This window comes from Dethiosulfovibrio faecalis, assembly GCF_021568795.1.
Classification (GTDB): Bacteria; Synergistota; Synergistia; order Synergistales; family Dethiosulfovibrionaceae; genus Dethiosulfovibrio; species Dethiosulfovibrio faecalis.
The window spans coordinates 1-13,652 of record NZ_JAKGUE010000003.1 but is presented as its reverse complement, the minus strand read 5'-3'; the positions used below and the strand labels follow the sequence as shown (position 1 = coordinate 13,652).

Here is a 13,652-nt window from a genome sequence, read left to right as displayed (position 1 = left end):
GGGAAAGAGGGAGAAATATGGCGGAAAAAAAGACGAACGGCGCCAACCTTGGCTTTGAGAATCAGCTGTGGGCCGCTGCCGACAAGCTTCGGGGACATATGGACGCTTCGGAGTATAAACACGTGGTTCTGGGTTTGATCTTTCTCAAATACATCTCCGATGCCTTCCAGAGCAAGTACGCCGAGTTGGAGGCCATGAAGGAAACCGAGTACACCGACCCGGAGGACCGGGACGAATACGCGGCGGCCAACATCTTCTGGGTTCCCCAAGAGGCCCGCTGGAAAAGGCTACAGAACAGCGCCAAGCAACCGACCATAGGGAAAATAGTAGACGACGCTATGGTGGCTATAGAGAAGGAAAATCCGACCCTCAAGGGAGTTCTTCCCAAAGACTACTCACGTCCTTCTCTGGATAAATACCGTCTGGGGGAGCTAATCGACATAATTGGCAAGATCGGACTTGGAGACGATGAATCTCGATCAAAAGACGTTCTCGGCCGAGTATACGAGTATTTCCTCGGTCGTTTCGCCGCAGCTGAGGGCAAAGGTGGCGGGGAATTTTACACCCCTCAATGTGTGGTTAAACTGCTTGTCGGGATGATAGAGCCCTACAAGGGAAGGGTGTACGACCCGTGCTGTGGCTCCGGCGGCATGTTCGTTCAAAGCGAACGTTTCGTCGAAGAGCGAGGCGGTCGCCTGGGCGACATCGCCATATACGGACAGGAGTCCAACCCCACAACCTGGCGTATGGCTATGATGAACCTGGCCATAAGAGGACTTGACGCCAACCTTGGTCCCCACCATGGAGACAGTTTCCATAACGATCTGCATAAAGATCTGAGGGCCGACTTCATACTCGCAAATCCGCCCTTTAACATGAGCGACTGGGGGGGCGAACGTCTGAGGGAAGACTCACGCTGGGAATACGGCATTCCACCGGTGAGCAACGCGAACTACGCCTGGATTCAGCACTTTATCCATCACCTATCGCCCAACGGAATCGCCGGTTTCGTCATGGCGAACGGCTCCATGTCGACCAACACCAATACCGAAGGGGAGATCCGCAAGAACATGATCGAGGCGGACCTTGTTGACTGCATGATCTCCCTGCCGGGACAGCTTTTCTACACGACTCAGATTCCGGTGTGCCTGTGGTTTTTGACCCGCAGCAAGAGGAACGGGAGGTTCCGGGATAGGAGCGGGAGCACCCTTTTCATCGATGCCCGTAACCTGGGAAGCCTTATCGACCGGACCCATAAAGATTTTTCCGACGAAGAGATCGACAAGGTCGCCAGGACCTATCACGCCTGGCGGGGCGAGGAAGACACCGGTGAATATGAGGACCTGCCGGGCTTCTGCAAGAGCGCCTCTATCGAAGAGATCAGGGAACAGGGCTATGTGTTGACCCCTGGACGTTACGTGGGGGCGGCGGAGGTAGAGGACGACGGCGTTCCCTTCGAGGAAAAGATGGCCCAACTTTCCGCCACCCTCTACGATCAGTTCGCCGAGGCCAACCGGCTGGAGGCAGTGATCAGGAGGAATTTGGAGGTCTTGGGGTATGGGGAGTGAGTGGCGGAAAACAACAGTAGGCGAATTTTGCCCTTTAGCTTATGGGAAGAGTCTTCCTAAGAAAAAAAGAGGAAGTGGTTCCTACCGCGTCTATGGTTCAAACGGTTCCGTTGGTTTTCATAATAAACCCTTGATAGAAGGGCCTGGGATTGTGATTGGCAGAAAAGGTACTGTTGGTACGGTACATTATACGACACAGCCTTTCTGGCCTATTGATACGACATTTTATGTTATTAGAGCGGAATATAGGGATTTGCGCTACACCTATTATTTGCTTAAGTCTCTTGGTCTTTGTTCCATGAATGCAGATAGTGCGGTACCTGGCTTAAACAGGAATGATGTACACGCACGCAAGATATTTGTTCCTGAATTAGGCGAACAACAGGCTATCGCTCACATCCTAGGCTCGCTGGACGACAGGATTGAACTGAACCGGCGGATGAACAATACTCTAGAAACTATGGCTCGGACTATCTTCAAGTCATGGTTCGTGGATTTCGATCCGGTCCGTGCAAAGGTCGAAGGCCGCCCGACAGGTCTGTCTGACGAGATCGCCTCGCTCTTCCCCGATAGTTTCGATGATTCGGAGCTCGGAGAGATCCCGAAGGGGTGGAAAACACGTTCATTATATGATTCTGCAAGGTTCGTAAATGGAGCTGCTTATCGCAGTTCTCATTTTACAAATGAAAATGACGCATTACCTATAATAAAAATTGCTGAATTAAAAAATGGAATTTCTGGCCAGACCAAATTCACAAAGACAGAGCTTGACGACAAGTATAGAATCAGCAATGGATCTCTCTTGTTGTCTTGGTCTGGGAATCCTGATACTTCTATAGATACTTTTATCTGGTGTGGGGGTCCCGCTTGGTTGAATCAACATATCTTTCGTGTTCTTCCTCATAAAAAAATCGAAAAGCACTTTATCTTTTACCTTCTAAAATCTATACGCTCCTTGCTTGCTGAAATTGCGAGAAATAAACAAACTACGGGGCTCGGGCACTTTACTGGACGAGATATGAAGCAAATCTTGGTTGTACAGCCCCCTGAAGACATTCTTGCTATGTTTAATAATTCTGTGGGGTCTATTTTTGATCGATGGTATGAAAATCTTTTTGAGTCAAAATCTCTCGCCTCCCTTCGAGATACCCTGCTCCCCAAGCTCATCTCCGGAGAACTTCGAGTCCCCGATGCAGATAATTTTGTCGAAGAGGCTAAACTATGACAAGATCTCTTGACGATATTGCCCCTGCCTTCAAGGCGGCAGCAAGCCGTTGGCCGGATGCTCCTAATCTACAGGAGCATTATGTCGATCTTGTAACCACCTTTGAATGTAAAGGGTGTAGTATGATTGAATTGTGTAAATCTTTTGTGGAGTCAGTATGCATTACTGTTTTAAATGAATTGGGATACCCTGTGCCGTCAAACAGGCCATCAACCCAGACGTATTTAACTGTCGTGCTTGAATCCTTAGGGCTGCAAAACACGCGCGGGGCAAGCGTTTTTGACAAGGTTTTGTCGGCTTACAACAAATTAGCTGATGCATTGAACGAAGTGCGTAACCAAGAAGGCGGTATAGCCCACGGCAAAGATGGTTTTATTGATGCTATTAATGAAAGACACTCTAAAGTATATCTTTTATCAGCTGACACTATTATTTTCGTAATTTTGCAGGCGTATGATGGTAAAGATCCGTTTCTCCTGAAAACCCGGGAGCCGCACACTCGTTTTTCTCATTTGAATGAGCGAATTGATGCGGCGACCCAGATTGAGGCTGAAGTAGACGAAGATGGCGTTGTGGATTTGTCTTTTCAAGCGGGAACTCTTCGAGATGGTTTTAATCTTCGTGTTCCGGCAAGCGAGCTGCTGTACTGTTTAGATCGTCAGGCATATGTTGATGTTTTGGATGCGTTAGGGGGTGTTGTGATTCAAACCGAAGAAGAGGAAATGTCGGAAACAGAAGAGGTTTCTCCTGAAGAACCAGGTTTTACAATAAATCAAGAGGAAGTAGCTGTCGATCAAAAGGAATTTTTATCCCGGAAACCTCAAGTTGTCACCAGTTATCAAGGGAAATATACAGATCAGATTTCGTCTCTTTACGATTTTATTATTCATGATCTCTTGAGGGGTAATGATACTTCTGCCGCTCAAGTCGAAAATCTTACTTACAGCTTGCTCCGTGGTATGGAAGAGCTCGCGGTTATTGATTGGAATAAACGCAACTCTAGAGAGACTAAAGTTCGTCTTTTTGTTAAAAAATTAATAAAAATTTTTGGTTTAGAGGAAATTGACGAGAGTAGTGTTGAGCAAATTGTCGCATGGCTAACAATACATATCCCGGGAGACATGAGATGACTATAGTTGACGAAAACATTTTAGAGCAGACCACCCTGGAATGGTTTTTCTCGTTAGGTTGGCAAACGGCATTCGGGCCGGACATCGGTCCCGATGGTCCAGCCTGTGAGCGCCGGGGGTACGATCAGGTCGTACTTGTCGGAAGGCTTCAGGCCGCCCTTGAGAACATCAATCCTCATCTCTCCGCCGAGGCCGTCGAGGAGGCGGTCAGGAAAATCACTCTAACCGAATCTCCCCGCCTGATCGAGAACAACCGTCGTTTTCATCGTATGCTCACCGATGGGGTGGACGTGTCCTATATGCAGGATGGTATCGAGGTTCACGATAAGGTATGGCTTCTCGATCTCGAGGATCTGGAGAACAACGACTGGCTAGCGGTCAACCAGTTTACCGTTGTCGAGGATCGCAGAAATCGACGGCCCGATATGGTTATTTTCGTGAATGGCTTGCCTCTTAGCGTCATCGAGCTCAAAAACCCTGCGGACGAAAAGGCCACCATCCGTCATGCCTTCAACCAGCTCCAGACCTATAAAAAAGATATTCCGAGCCTGTTTATCTACAACGAAATGCTCATCGTATCCGATGGATTGGAGGCCCGAAGCGGAACTCTCTCCAGCGGATGGGATCGGTTCGCTCCGTGGCGCACCGTAGACGGCGAAGATGTCGCTCCTCGAGGTTCTCTGGAGCTTGAGGTTCTGCTCAAGGGGATTTTCGAAAAGCGGAGGTTTCTAGACCTCGTGCTGAACTTTGTGGTGTTCGAGGACGATGGGGCTTCGATCGTCAAAAAAACGGCGGCCTATCACCAGTTTCATGCGGTGAACAAGGCGGTTAAATGCACGTTATCCGCCTGCGGTATCGATGGCAATCCCAACCTGCTGTACGCTCGCTTCCCGGAACACGACGCCAATAACCCTTTTAAACTCCGTGGGCTCAGGGTATCCTCCGGGTCTGGATCCGCTCATTTCGGTGGTCGCCGTATCGGGGTGATCTGGCATACCCAGGGAAGCGGCAAGAGCCTTTTGATGGCCTTTTTCGCCGGTAAGATTATTCGCCATCCCGACATGGAAAATCCCACGTTGCTGGTGATAACCGATCGGAACGACTTGGACGATCAGCTCTTCGGCACCTTTTCGTCCTGCCGTGACCTTTTGCGGCAGACACCGGCTCAGGCCGAAAGTCGGGAGCATCTTCAGGAGCTTCTTCAGGTTTCCTCCGGAGGGGTTGTCTTTGCCACGATCCAGAAATTTTTGCCCGGAGGAAAGGGGCAGCGATACCCTGAGCTATCCAGTCGCCGGAATATCGTGGTTATCGCCGACGAGGCTCATCGCAGTCAGTACGACTTCATCGATGGATTTGCACGACACATGCATGACGCTCTGCCTAACGCTTCTTTCATCGGGTTTACCGGCACCCCTATCGAACGAGGCGACCGCAGCACTCCTGCGGTCTTCGGCGACTACATAGATAAATACGACATTTTGAGGGCTGTGGAGGATGGCGCAACCGTACCTATCTTCTACGAGGGCAGGCTCGCTAAGATAGAACTGCGAGAAGAGGAAAAACCGACTATAGATCCGGAGTTCGATGAGATTACCGAGGGAGAGGAAGAGTCCTACAAACAAAAGCTGCGCACCAAGTGGGCCGCCCTCGAGGCGATGGTAGGGACGGAAAAGCGAATCGCACTTGTCGCTGAGGATTTGGTAGCCCATTTTGATGCCAGGCTACAGGTGCTGGACGGCAAGGCTATGGTGGTCTGTATGAGCCGCCGAATCTGTGTGGAGATGTACGATGCTATCGTAAAGCTGCGCCCCGATTGGCACAGCGAGGACGACGATAAAGGGACGGTGAAGATCGTCATGTCCGGCTCCGCATCGGATTGTGCCGAATGGCAGCCTCATATTCGGAGCAAAGCTCAACGTGAGGCCCTGGCAAAGAGGTTCAAGGATCCGAGCGATCCTATGAAGGTGGCTATAGTTCGGGATATGTGGCTGACGGGCTTTGACTGCCCCTCTCTGCACACCATGTACGTCGACAAGCCGATGCGAGGGCATGGCCTCATGCAGGCCATAGCCCGGGTCAATCGAGTGTTCAAGGATAAACCTGGTGGTCTGATCGTCGACTATCTCGGTTTTGTGGAGCAGTTGAAACAGGCCCTGGTCGACTACACCGAAGCGGGCGGGCGAGGTAAGGCGGCCATCGATCAGGAAGAAGCCGTCCAAGTGATGTTGGAGAAGTTCGATGTCGTTTCGTCCATGTTTTACGGTTTCGACTACATCTCTTTTGTCGGGGCGGAGCCAGGAAGGCGTATCGCCGGTATCGCCGCCGCCATGGAGCACGTTCTTCAGTTGGATGACGGCAAAAAACGCTATTTGGCGGAGGTTACCGCTCTCTCCAAGGCTTTCGCCCTCGCCGTGCCCCATGATAAAGCCCTTAAAATTCGTGACGATGTCGGGTTTTTCCAGGAGGTCCGATCCGGTCTGGCAAAAGCTACGGTGGAGGGCGAGGGAAAGAGCCCGGAGGAGATGGACACCGCTATTCGTCAGCTGATATCTAGGGCTGTTACGTCGAACGAGGTTATCGATATTTTCGATTCCGTTGGGCTGAAAAAACCGGATGTCTCGATTCTCTCCGATGACTTTCTCCAGGAGGTTCGGCAACTTCCTCACCGGAATCTGGCTGTGGAGCTGCTTAGAAAACTCCTAAACGACGAGATCAGGGCAAGGTCCCGTAAAAACGTCGTCCAGGGGCGGTCCTTTGCGGAGATGTTGGAGAAGGCCATTCGAAAATATCAGAATCGAGCTATCGAGGCCGCACAGGTGATAGAGGAACTCATCAATTTGGCCAAGGATATGAGGGAGGCTCTGCGTCGTGGCGAAAGGCTGAACATGACCGACGATGAAGTCGCCTTCTACGATGCCCTTGAGGTAAACGACAGTGCGGTGAAGGTTATGGGGGATGACACGTTGAAGGCTATCGCCCATGAGTTGGTCGAGGCGGTCAGACGAAACGTAGGCATAGACTGGGCCGTCCGGGAAAATGCCCGTGCCCAGATACGGGTTATCGTAAAAAGGATCCTGCGGAAATACAAATATCCACCGGACAAACAGGAAAAAGCGACCCAGACCGTTCTAGAACAGGCGGAAGTCCTCTGCAAAGAGTGGGCGACGGCTTGAAGAGGTTGTTAAGTGTTCAAGAAGCAGGGCTTTCGCCATAAACGGCGGAGGCCCTTGTCTCTTGGTCTATAATGATTTTTAGGAATTGGAGCGGGAAGCAACTGTTTCCATTTTGGAAACGGTTCGCCGTGATGGGCTCCGGATCCACCGTTTGATAAGCTGCGTGATATTTGGCTATGGTTAGCATCTGCGAAGTAGGAGTTGATGAAAATTCCTAGTAAGAATAAAATCAGAGGTAACTATTTTGAAGCAAAAATAGCAAAAACTCTTCAGAGTCATTTTGGCTTAACTGATCATGAATGTCATAGGGCACAGGCTTCTGGAAATTTTCGAACGGAATATGGCGATATATATTTTAAAAACCAAGAAAGGCATCCACTGATAGTGGAATGCAAATACAGAAAGGAAATTTCATTAGATTGGTTTTTTCCGGATTTTAACCCTTACGTTTTATCCTGGGTAGACCAGGCAAAAGAATCAGAGAAAAAATTCAAAGCGAAATTCCCGTCTTTGAGCTTTCTGTCTATCTTGATAGCCGCTAGGCCAAATCAGCGGGACGGGTATGTTATGATATTGAATAACTCATTAAACATACCGACCCCAACTAAGAGGTTTGTAGTGGATGGATATGAAATAACGACGATGTCAAACCTGTTAAAAACCTTGCCTAAGGAGTTTTGATGGTCTTTTCTGTAGAGGTCCCGGAGTCATAGCACTCCGGGACCTTTTTCTTTCAGAAACGCCAGGAACCGATCGGCCCATTCGGGGTCGAACTGGGTTCCGGAACAGCGGCGTATCTCCTCCATTGCCTCCTCGTGGGTCATCGATTTCCCGTAGTATCGGTGGGTCATTGCCTCGTAGGAGTCCACCAGGTTCATTATCCTGCTTTCCAGAGGAATGCCCTTTCCCGATACGGCGTCCTTCCTGAAGGGGTAGCCGGTTCCGTCCCATCTCTGGTGGTGGTGCAGTATGGCGTCGGCCAGGTCCGAGAGGGTGGGGGCGGCTATCGCGATCCGGTAGCCTATCTCAGGATGGGCTCGGACCTCCTTTTTCTCATCCTCGGAAAGTGGGCCGGTGTTGCCCAGTATGCTGGGATTAACCCCTACCAGGCCGATATCGTGTATCCCGGCCAGGCGGATCATCCTCTTACGGAAGATCTCGTCCACCTCGTCTATGGTCGGAACGAAGGCCGCCATGATGTAACGGCATCTTTCCATGTGTCCTACCTTGCGGCCCTCCCTTGTGGATATCATCCTCAGGAAGAAGGTCAGTATGGCGTCTCTGGCGTCGTCTCTCTGGGTTTCCTTGCGTGCGTACATACTATCGTCGGCGTCCTTGGCGATCTCCTCTATGGACCTTCTCGATGCGTTGCCTATGGCTATCCCCCATGCCATCTGAAGTGGTATTCCCTCGTCCAAGTTAACCGTCGCCATGCTCGCCTTCAAGTCTGCCCCGATGTCCCTTTCTTCCGGGCTGTTCGGCACCAGAAGGGCGAACTCGTCGCCTCCCAGCCTGGCCACGGTGTCTCCCGGTTGGGATACGTCTTTCAACGCCGTTGCGGCCTTGTTTATGAGTTTGTCACCCCACTCGTGTCCCAGGGCGTCGTTGACCAGCTTTAGTCCGTTGACGTCGCACATGGCGATCGCCACGGGATCCTGGTCTCCATGACTGAGCCGGGACATCTCCTCCTCGAAGTATCGTCGATTATGGAGCCCCGTCAGGGCGTCCCTGACGCTCATCTCCCTGACCTCTTGGATGGATTTGCAAACCTGATCCTTGAGGTATTCCACGCTCTCCCAGATCCGCTTTAACTCCAGTGGCATGCCCGATGGGGGGATGGGGGTCGGAGCGTAGTTCATCTCCGAGGCCGAGGAGAGCTGTCGTTGAATTTTATCTATGGATATGGTGACGCTGCGAGATAGCAACAGGAAGAAGATCATTCCTAATACCACGGATGATATCAGTATTTTGATATGTGTTTTCGCTATGCGACTTGATCCGGCTTTGATCTCGTCCATATCCAAGACCACACCTACAAAAAGATTCCCGTGGGCAAGAGGCGCTATCTTGAGCATTTGTTTCTTTCCGCTATCCGAGGTGTTGTCGATTAAAAGTCCCTCTTCGTCTTTTACCTCATCGGGGGAAAAACAAGGGGTTGCCTCCGAAAAGTTCTCTCCTAAGGGAACTCCGTTGTAGTCGAAAAGCCGGAAAGATCCCCCTTCTCCGAAAATGTGATCTTTTGTCAGATTTATGAGATTGGAGAGTCTCACGGAGCCCAATATGACTCCTTCGAATATCCCATCTATGATTAAGGGAACAGAGAAACCGATAAATTTTACCGATTTTTCGTCTTTTGCTTGGATGACCGAGGTTATATAGGGAAGTCCTTCCTGTCCCGCCTTGAAATATTCTCGGTCCGATATATTGAACTGTTCTTCGGAGATATCTCCGTTCTCGCTGTCCAATACGGGGTTCCCGTCTCGATCGAAATAGAGCAGTTTGGCCAGGTCGGTTCTGTCTTCGGCCATTGCCTTTAGGTCTTCCGCCATGGCATCGAGATCGAGGGATTGGACGGAACGGAGTTTCGATGCTGCCTTTATGTCCTCCATTATGTTTAGGTCGAACCAGCGGGTCATATAGTTCGTCTGGAGTTCCAGGGCGTTATTTAAAGTGGTTAGCGCCAGGTCGGTCTCTCTGTCGCTTTCGTTTTTTACGAATATCGCGATAGGCAAGGTTGTCACTAATATCAGAATGACCATTATCACTATAAAGGTGTTTTTTACGCTTCTAGATAGGATGAACATAGGATTCCTCCTAATGGTTTTCTTTTTTCTCTGGCAATATTCGTTCTAGTTTTATTCTACACCTATTATTCTTTAGGTACGATGACATCGGAGGGGTAGGATCCTAACACCCTCATGGATAAACAGGACTTCCTCATGGCTTCCAGGGCGTCGGATATCTCCGGATTGGAGGAACTGCCCATCATGTCCAGAAAGAACAGGTACTCGAAGGGGTTGCCCTGCATTGGGCGGGACTGTATGGCAGTCAGGTTCACCCCTGCCGTACGAAGAGGGTCCAGCGCTCCCAGGAGGGATCCCGGCCTGTGGGGAACGGAGAAGAGTATGGAGGTTTTCTCCCCCTCGGATCTGGTCGAACCCTTGGGGCCTACCACCCAGAACCTGGTCCTGTTGTGGGATCTGTCCTGTATGTCCCTGGCAAGTATATCTATTCGGTTTACCTCCGCCGCCTTGGCGCTGCACACCGCCGCCGTTCCCGGTTCGGACGAGGCTATGGCCGCTCCGTGGCTGGTGGTGGCCACCGGTTCCTTTTTCGCCCCCGGTAGTTTTTCCTCCAGCCAGAGTCTGCACTGGGCCAGGGCCTGGGGGTGGGAGACCACCCGTTTTATCTCCGAGAGAGGCGAGGCCGAGGCAAGGACGTGTCTTATAGGAAGGCTCACCTCCTGGATCACCGTCATTTCCGGTCCTGTCTCGGAGAATCCGTCCAGGGTCGCGTAGACCGTTCCCTCCACGGTGTTCTCCACCGGCACGAGCCCGAGGGAGGCCCTGCCGGTCTCGACCGCCCTGAACACCTCTCTGGGACCGGACACGAACAGAGGGTCTATAGAGGATCCCAGGGCTCTCTCCATGGCTTGCTGAGAGTAGGATCCCTCGGGGCCCATACAGGCCACGGTCGGCCTGCCCTGGACCGATCGACAGAGGGATATTATCTCTTTGTGTATGGTGGACAGGGACTCCCGGTCCAAGTCGGGGTTCATATCGCTGAAACGGCGTATGATCCGCTCTTCCCTGGCCGGGTCGTAGACGGGGCCGTCTCCTTTGGCTCTGCCTATCTCTTTTGCCGTCTCCACCCGTCTCGCCAGCAGCTCCGCTATGCCTTTGTCCAGTTCGTCTATGGTCGTCCTGAGTTCGTCCAGCCTGTCCTTCAACTCTATCACCTGTTCTTTCCGGAGTTTTTCGCGTCTACGAGATCTATTTGTCTATCTCGCCGGAGCTATTCAGTGCCCATCGGGCCGTCATCGGGCCTATGAATTCGTGTATTACCGTGCAGCCTATGATGACGTTTATCAGAGTGTCCGCAAATGGGGCCATCTCTGGAAATCTCTTTAGGGTCAACGCCAGGCCGATCACTATGCCGCCCAGGGGGATTAGCCCTCCTATCACGTATCGACAGGTTTTGCCGTCCACCCCTGTGAGGTCGCCCCCTCCGTAGATTCCCGCCGCCTTGCCCAACACCCTTAGGAGCACGACCGCCGGAATGAAGGCCAGGGAGGACAGAAGCGACGGCATGTCGAGGGTCATTCCGCTCACGCAGAAGAAGATGAGGAATACCGGCTCCTCCAGGGTGGATTGGACGAAGTCGAAGATCTCGTCGGAGCGATTGTTGGCGTTGACCACCCATATTCCCATGACCATGGTGGCCAGAAGTTCGTCGGCTTTCAGCGCTTCCGCTACACCGAAGCAGGCCATAAGCCCTCCTACGAGCACTATGGTGAGTCCTCCGCCTCCCTCGCTGTCCAGGGCCTTCGAGCTCATTCGGTCGACCATTATGCCGAAGACGCATCCCACGGCGGCGGAGAGGAGTATAGTCCAGAGAGGCGAGATCACCACCGAGAAAAGGGAGAGTTCTCCTCCTCCCATTATCGTCCTGGCCAGAGCCAGAGCCAGACCGAAGTTTATTATTCCGAAGCCGTCGTCGAAGGCGGATACTCCCAGTATGGTCGAGGTCACAGGTCCCTTCGCTCCGTACTGGTGGGCCACGGCTATCGTCGCCGCCGGGTCGGTAGGAGAGACCAAACCACCCATCAGTATGGAAAAGGCCAGCACCGCTGGGGTTCCGGAGATGCCGAAATGGGACCCGAAGAGCACGCAGAAGGGAATCATCCCGAGTATCACCGCCAGAAAGGCCCCTTCCGCCTCCAGAACCGTCATTGCCACGATGCTTTTGCCGAGGGAGCGTATTTTATCTATAGCCAGAGATCCCCCGATCTCGAAGGTTATGACGCACAGTAGCACGTTCACCATCGTGTTAGTTCCCGCTATGGCACTTTGGGGAACCAGGCCGAAGACGGTGGGGTTCAGTATCAATCCCGCGGCGAGATAGCCAGTTATCTTGGGAAGCCCGGCCTTCACAGCCAGGTGTCCCAGGAAGTAGCCGAAGAAGATCACCAGTCCCATGCCGAGCAAGGGGTCCTGCATAAAGGGAAAGTCCATATAGCCGTCCTCCGTTCTCGTGGTTTTGCCGACCATTCTACATCATGGAAGGACGATGGTGACGATAGGACCTTCAGGGTGTAGGATACTGGAGAATCTTTATCAACAAGAGAGGGGTCTTTATCTTGAAGTTCGATACAGCGACTGTCGTAAGCTATTCTCCCACCGGGACGACCACGAGGGTCCTGAAGGGGATCGTGGAGGGGATGAAATCGAACCTCTCCCTTGTGGACGTAACATCGCCGAAGGTTAGAAAGACGGCCGTGCTTCCCGAGGGAGACGTCCTGCTGGTGGGGATGCCGGTATATTCCGGCAGGATCGCCAAAGAGGGGCGGGCTTTGCTGGAGAAACTCCGGGGAGACGGACGGCCCGCCGTAGCCGTGGTGGTCTACGGCAACAGACACTACGACGACGCACTGTTGGAGCTCGGGGATATCTTGAGGGAGAAGGGGTTCAAGGTGATAGCCGGAGCGGCCTTCATCGGAGAGCATTCCTTCGCCGACGAAAAATATCCGACCGCCATAGGCAGGCCGGACGGCTACGATCTGCCCGTGATACGGTCATTCGGGGCCAAGGTGGCCAAGATGCTTGGCGCCGCCGATTCCGTCTCCGAGCTGCCAGAGGTGGATCTGCCGGGGAATAGGCCCTACAAGGTTCCCTCCACCATGCCGGAGGGCTCTCCCGTAACCGACGTGGAGACGTGCGTCCATTGCGGAAAATGCGCCGCGGTCTGCCCCGTAGGGGCGGTGGATCCGAAGGACCCCAACGCAACCGACGGAGTGGCCTGTACCTTCTGCTGCGCCTGCGTGAAGGCCTGTCCTACCGGTGCCAGGGTGCTGAGGCTGGAGCCTGTGGCCTCTCTGGGAAAGAAGATGTGGGACAACTTTTCCTCCCGTCGAGAGCCCGAGTTTTTTATGCCGACACCGTCGAAAAAATAATAATTAAGGAGTTTTAGGCGATGAGCTTGCCTGTCGTAAGTTTCTTTATCTTGATTGTCGCTGTCGTTATGACCATGGTGGGAAAGGGAGGAGGTAATTTTTACGTCGTAATCTTGGCTGTCGCAGGTGTTCATATGCACGAAGCTGCGACGACAGCCCAGTTTATCCTCTTTTTCGCATCGGTGGCTGCGATGATCGTGTTCCAAAAGAATAAATCAGTATCGTGGGTGTTAGCTATTTTAGTAGGCGGCGTTACCGCGCTTTCCGCATTAGGAGGAGGTTACTTTATGGTGGACCCCATTGTCAAGACCATTTTTTAGCCTAGATTAGTTTAGGTCAGACTGCTATAGGTCTTCCTTTCCGAAGTAGATCTCCTGCGGTGTC

General features: G+C 52.2%; 10 protein-coding genes. 7 read left to right on the top strand and 3 right to left on the bottom strand.

Annotation, left to right across the window (positions count from 1 at the left end; genetic code table 11):
* The first annotated feature begins 17 nt into the window (after positions 1-17).
* The 5 genes from L2W58_RS03625 to L2W58_RS03605 all read left to right on the top strand — a co-directional run bounded on the left by L2W58_RS03625 (position 18) and on the right by L2W58_RS03605 (position 7,777).
* The gene (locus L2W58_RS03625; protein WP_236101655.1) at positions 18-1,568 is read left to right on the top strand and encodes a class I SAM-dependent DNA methyltransferase; all 1,551 of its coding nucleotides are present in this window, start codon (positions 18-20) and stop codon (positions 1,566-1,568) included.
* Positions 1,558-2,793: a restriction endonuclease subunit S gene (locus tag L2W58_RS03620; protein ID WP_236101654.1), complete on the top strand. Its 1,236-nt coding sequence runs from the start codon at positions 1,558-1,560 to the stop codon at positions 2,791-2,793. Before L2W58_RS03625 ends, L2W58_RS03620 begins: the two co-directional genes overlap by 11 nt.
* On the top strand, positions 2,790-3,923 hold the full coding sequence (locus tag L2W58_RS03615) for an abortive infection family protein (RefSeq protein ID WP_236101653.1): 1,134 nt from the start codon (positions 2,790-2,792) through the stop codon (positions 3,921-3,923). Before L2W58_RS03620 ends, L2W58_RS03615 begins: the two co-directional genes overlap by 4 nt.
* Complete coding sequence (locus L2W58_RS03610; protein WP_236101652.1) at positions 3,920-7,096, top strand: type I restriction endonuclease subunit R; 3,177 nt, start codon at positions 3,920-3,922, stop codon at positions 7,094-7,096. The genes L2W58_RS03615 and L2W58_RS03610 overlap by 4 nt, the downstream gene beginning before the upstream one ends.
* 204 nt (positions 7,097-7,300) lie before the next feature.
* The gene (locus L2W58_RS03605; RefSeq protein WP_236101651.1) at positions 7,301-7,777 is read left to right on the top strand and encodes a putative PDDEXK endonuclease; all 477 of its coding nucleotides are present in this window, start codon (positions 7,301-7,303) and stop codon (positions 7,775-7,777) included.
* 26 nt (positions 7,778-7,803) lie between these two features.
* Here the strand turns inward: L2W58_RS03605 and L2W58_RS03600 are convergent, their stop codons facing one another.
* The 3 genes from L2W58_RS03600 to L2W58_RS03590 form a co-directional block, all read right to left on the bottom strand.
* Positions 7,804-9,900, bottom strand: coding sequence for a diguanylate cyclase domain-containing protein (locus L2W58_RS03600; protein WP_236101650.1), 2,097 nt, complete (start codon positions 9,898-9,900; stop codon positions 7,804-7,806).
* A 65-nt stretch (positions 9,901-9,965) separates the two neighbouring features.
* On the bottom strand, positions 9,966-11,054 hold the full coding sequence (gene pheA, locus L2W58_RS03595) for a prephenate dehydratase (RefSeq protein WP_236101649.1): 1,089 nt from the start codon (positions 11,052-11,054) through the stop codon (positions 9,966-9,968).
* A 34-nt stretch (positions 11,055-11,088) separates the two neighbouring features.
* Complete coding sequence (locus tag L2W58_RS03590; protein ID WP_236101648.1) at positions 11,089-12,366, bottom strand: cation:proton antiporter; 1,278 nt, start codon at positions 12,364-12,366, stop codon at positions 11,089-11,091.
* Positions 12,367-12,455: 89 nt separating this feature from the next.
* Here L2W58_RS03590 and L2W58_RS03585 point away from each other — a divergent pair, with 89 nt between their 5' ends.
* Both L2W58_RS03585 and L2W58_RS03580 read left to right on the top strand, forming a co-directional pair.
* Positions 12,456-13,268 (top strand): 4Fe-4S binding protein, encoded by an 813-nt coding sequence (locus L2W58_RS03585; protein WP_236101647.1) that lies wholly within the window; start codon positions 12,456-12,458, stop codon positions 13,266-13,268.
* 20 nt (positions 13,269-13,288) lie between these two features.
* Positions 13,289-13,588, top strand: coding sequence for a hypothetical protein (locus tag L2W58_RS03580; RefSeq protein WP_236101646.1), 300 nt, complete (start codon positions 13,289-13,291; stop codon positions 13,586-13,588).
* Positions 13,589-13,652: the final 64 nt, after the last annotated feature.

What these genes read in the sequence shown, in the direction of transcription:
- L2W58_RS03600 (WP_236101650.1), bottom strand. Translation starts at nt 9,900, where the DNA reads ATGTTCATCCTATCTAGAAGCGTAAAAAACACCTTTATAGTGATAATG.
- L2W58_RS03615 (WP_236101653.1), top strand. Translation starts at nt 2,790, where the DNA reads ATGACAAGATCTCTTGACGATATTGCCCCTGCCTTCAAGGCGGCAGCA.
- L2W58_RS03590 (WP_236101648.1), bottom strand. Translation starts at nt 12,366, where the DNA reads ATGGTCGGCAAAACCACGAGAACGGAGGACGGCTATATGGACTTTCCC.
- L2W58_RS03580 (WP_236101646.1), top strand. Translation starts at nt 13,289, where the DNA reads ATGAGCTTGCCTGTCGTAAGTTTCTTTATCTTGATTGTCGCTGTCGTT.
- L2W58_RS03620 (WP_236101654.1), top strand. Translation starts at nt 1,558, where the DNA reads ATGGGGAGTGAGTGGCGGAAAACAACAGTAGGCGAATTTTGCCCTTTA.
- L2W58_RS03605 (WP_236101651.1), top strand. Translation starts at nt 7,301, where the DNA reads ATGAAAATTCCTAGTAAGAATAAAATCAGAGGTAACTATTTTGAAGCA.
- L2W58_RS03625 (WP_236101655.1), top strand. Translation starts at nt 18, where the DNA reads ATGGCGGAAAAAAAGACGAACGGCGCCAACCTTGGCTTTGAGAATCAG.
- L2W58_RS03610 (WP_236101652.1), top strand. Translation starts at nt 3,920, where the DNA reads ATGACTATAGTTGACGAAAACATTTTAGAGCAGACCACCCTGGAATGG.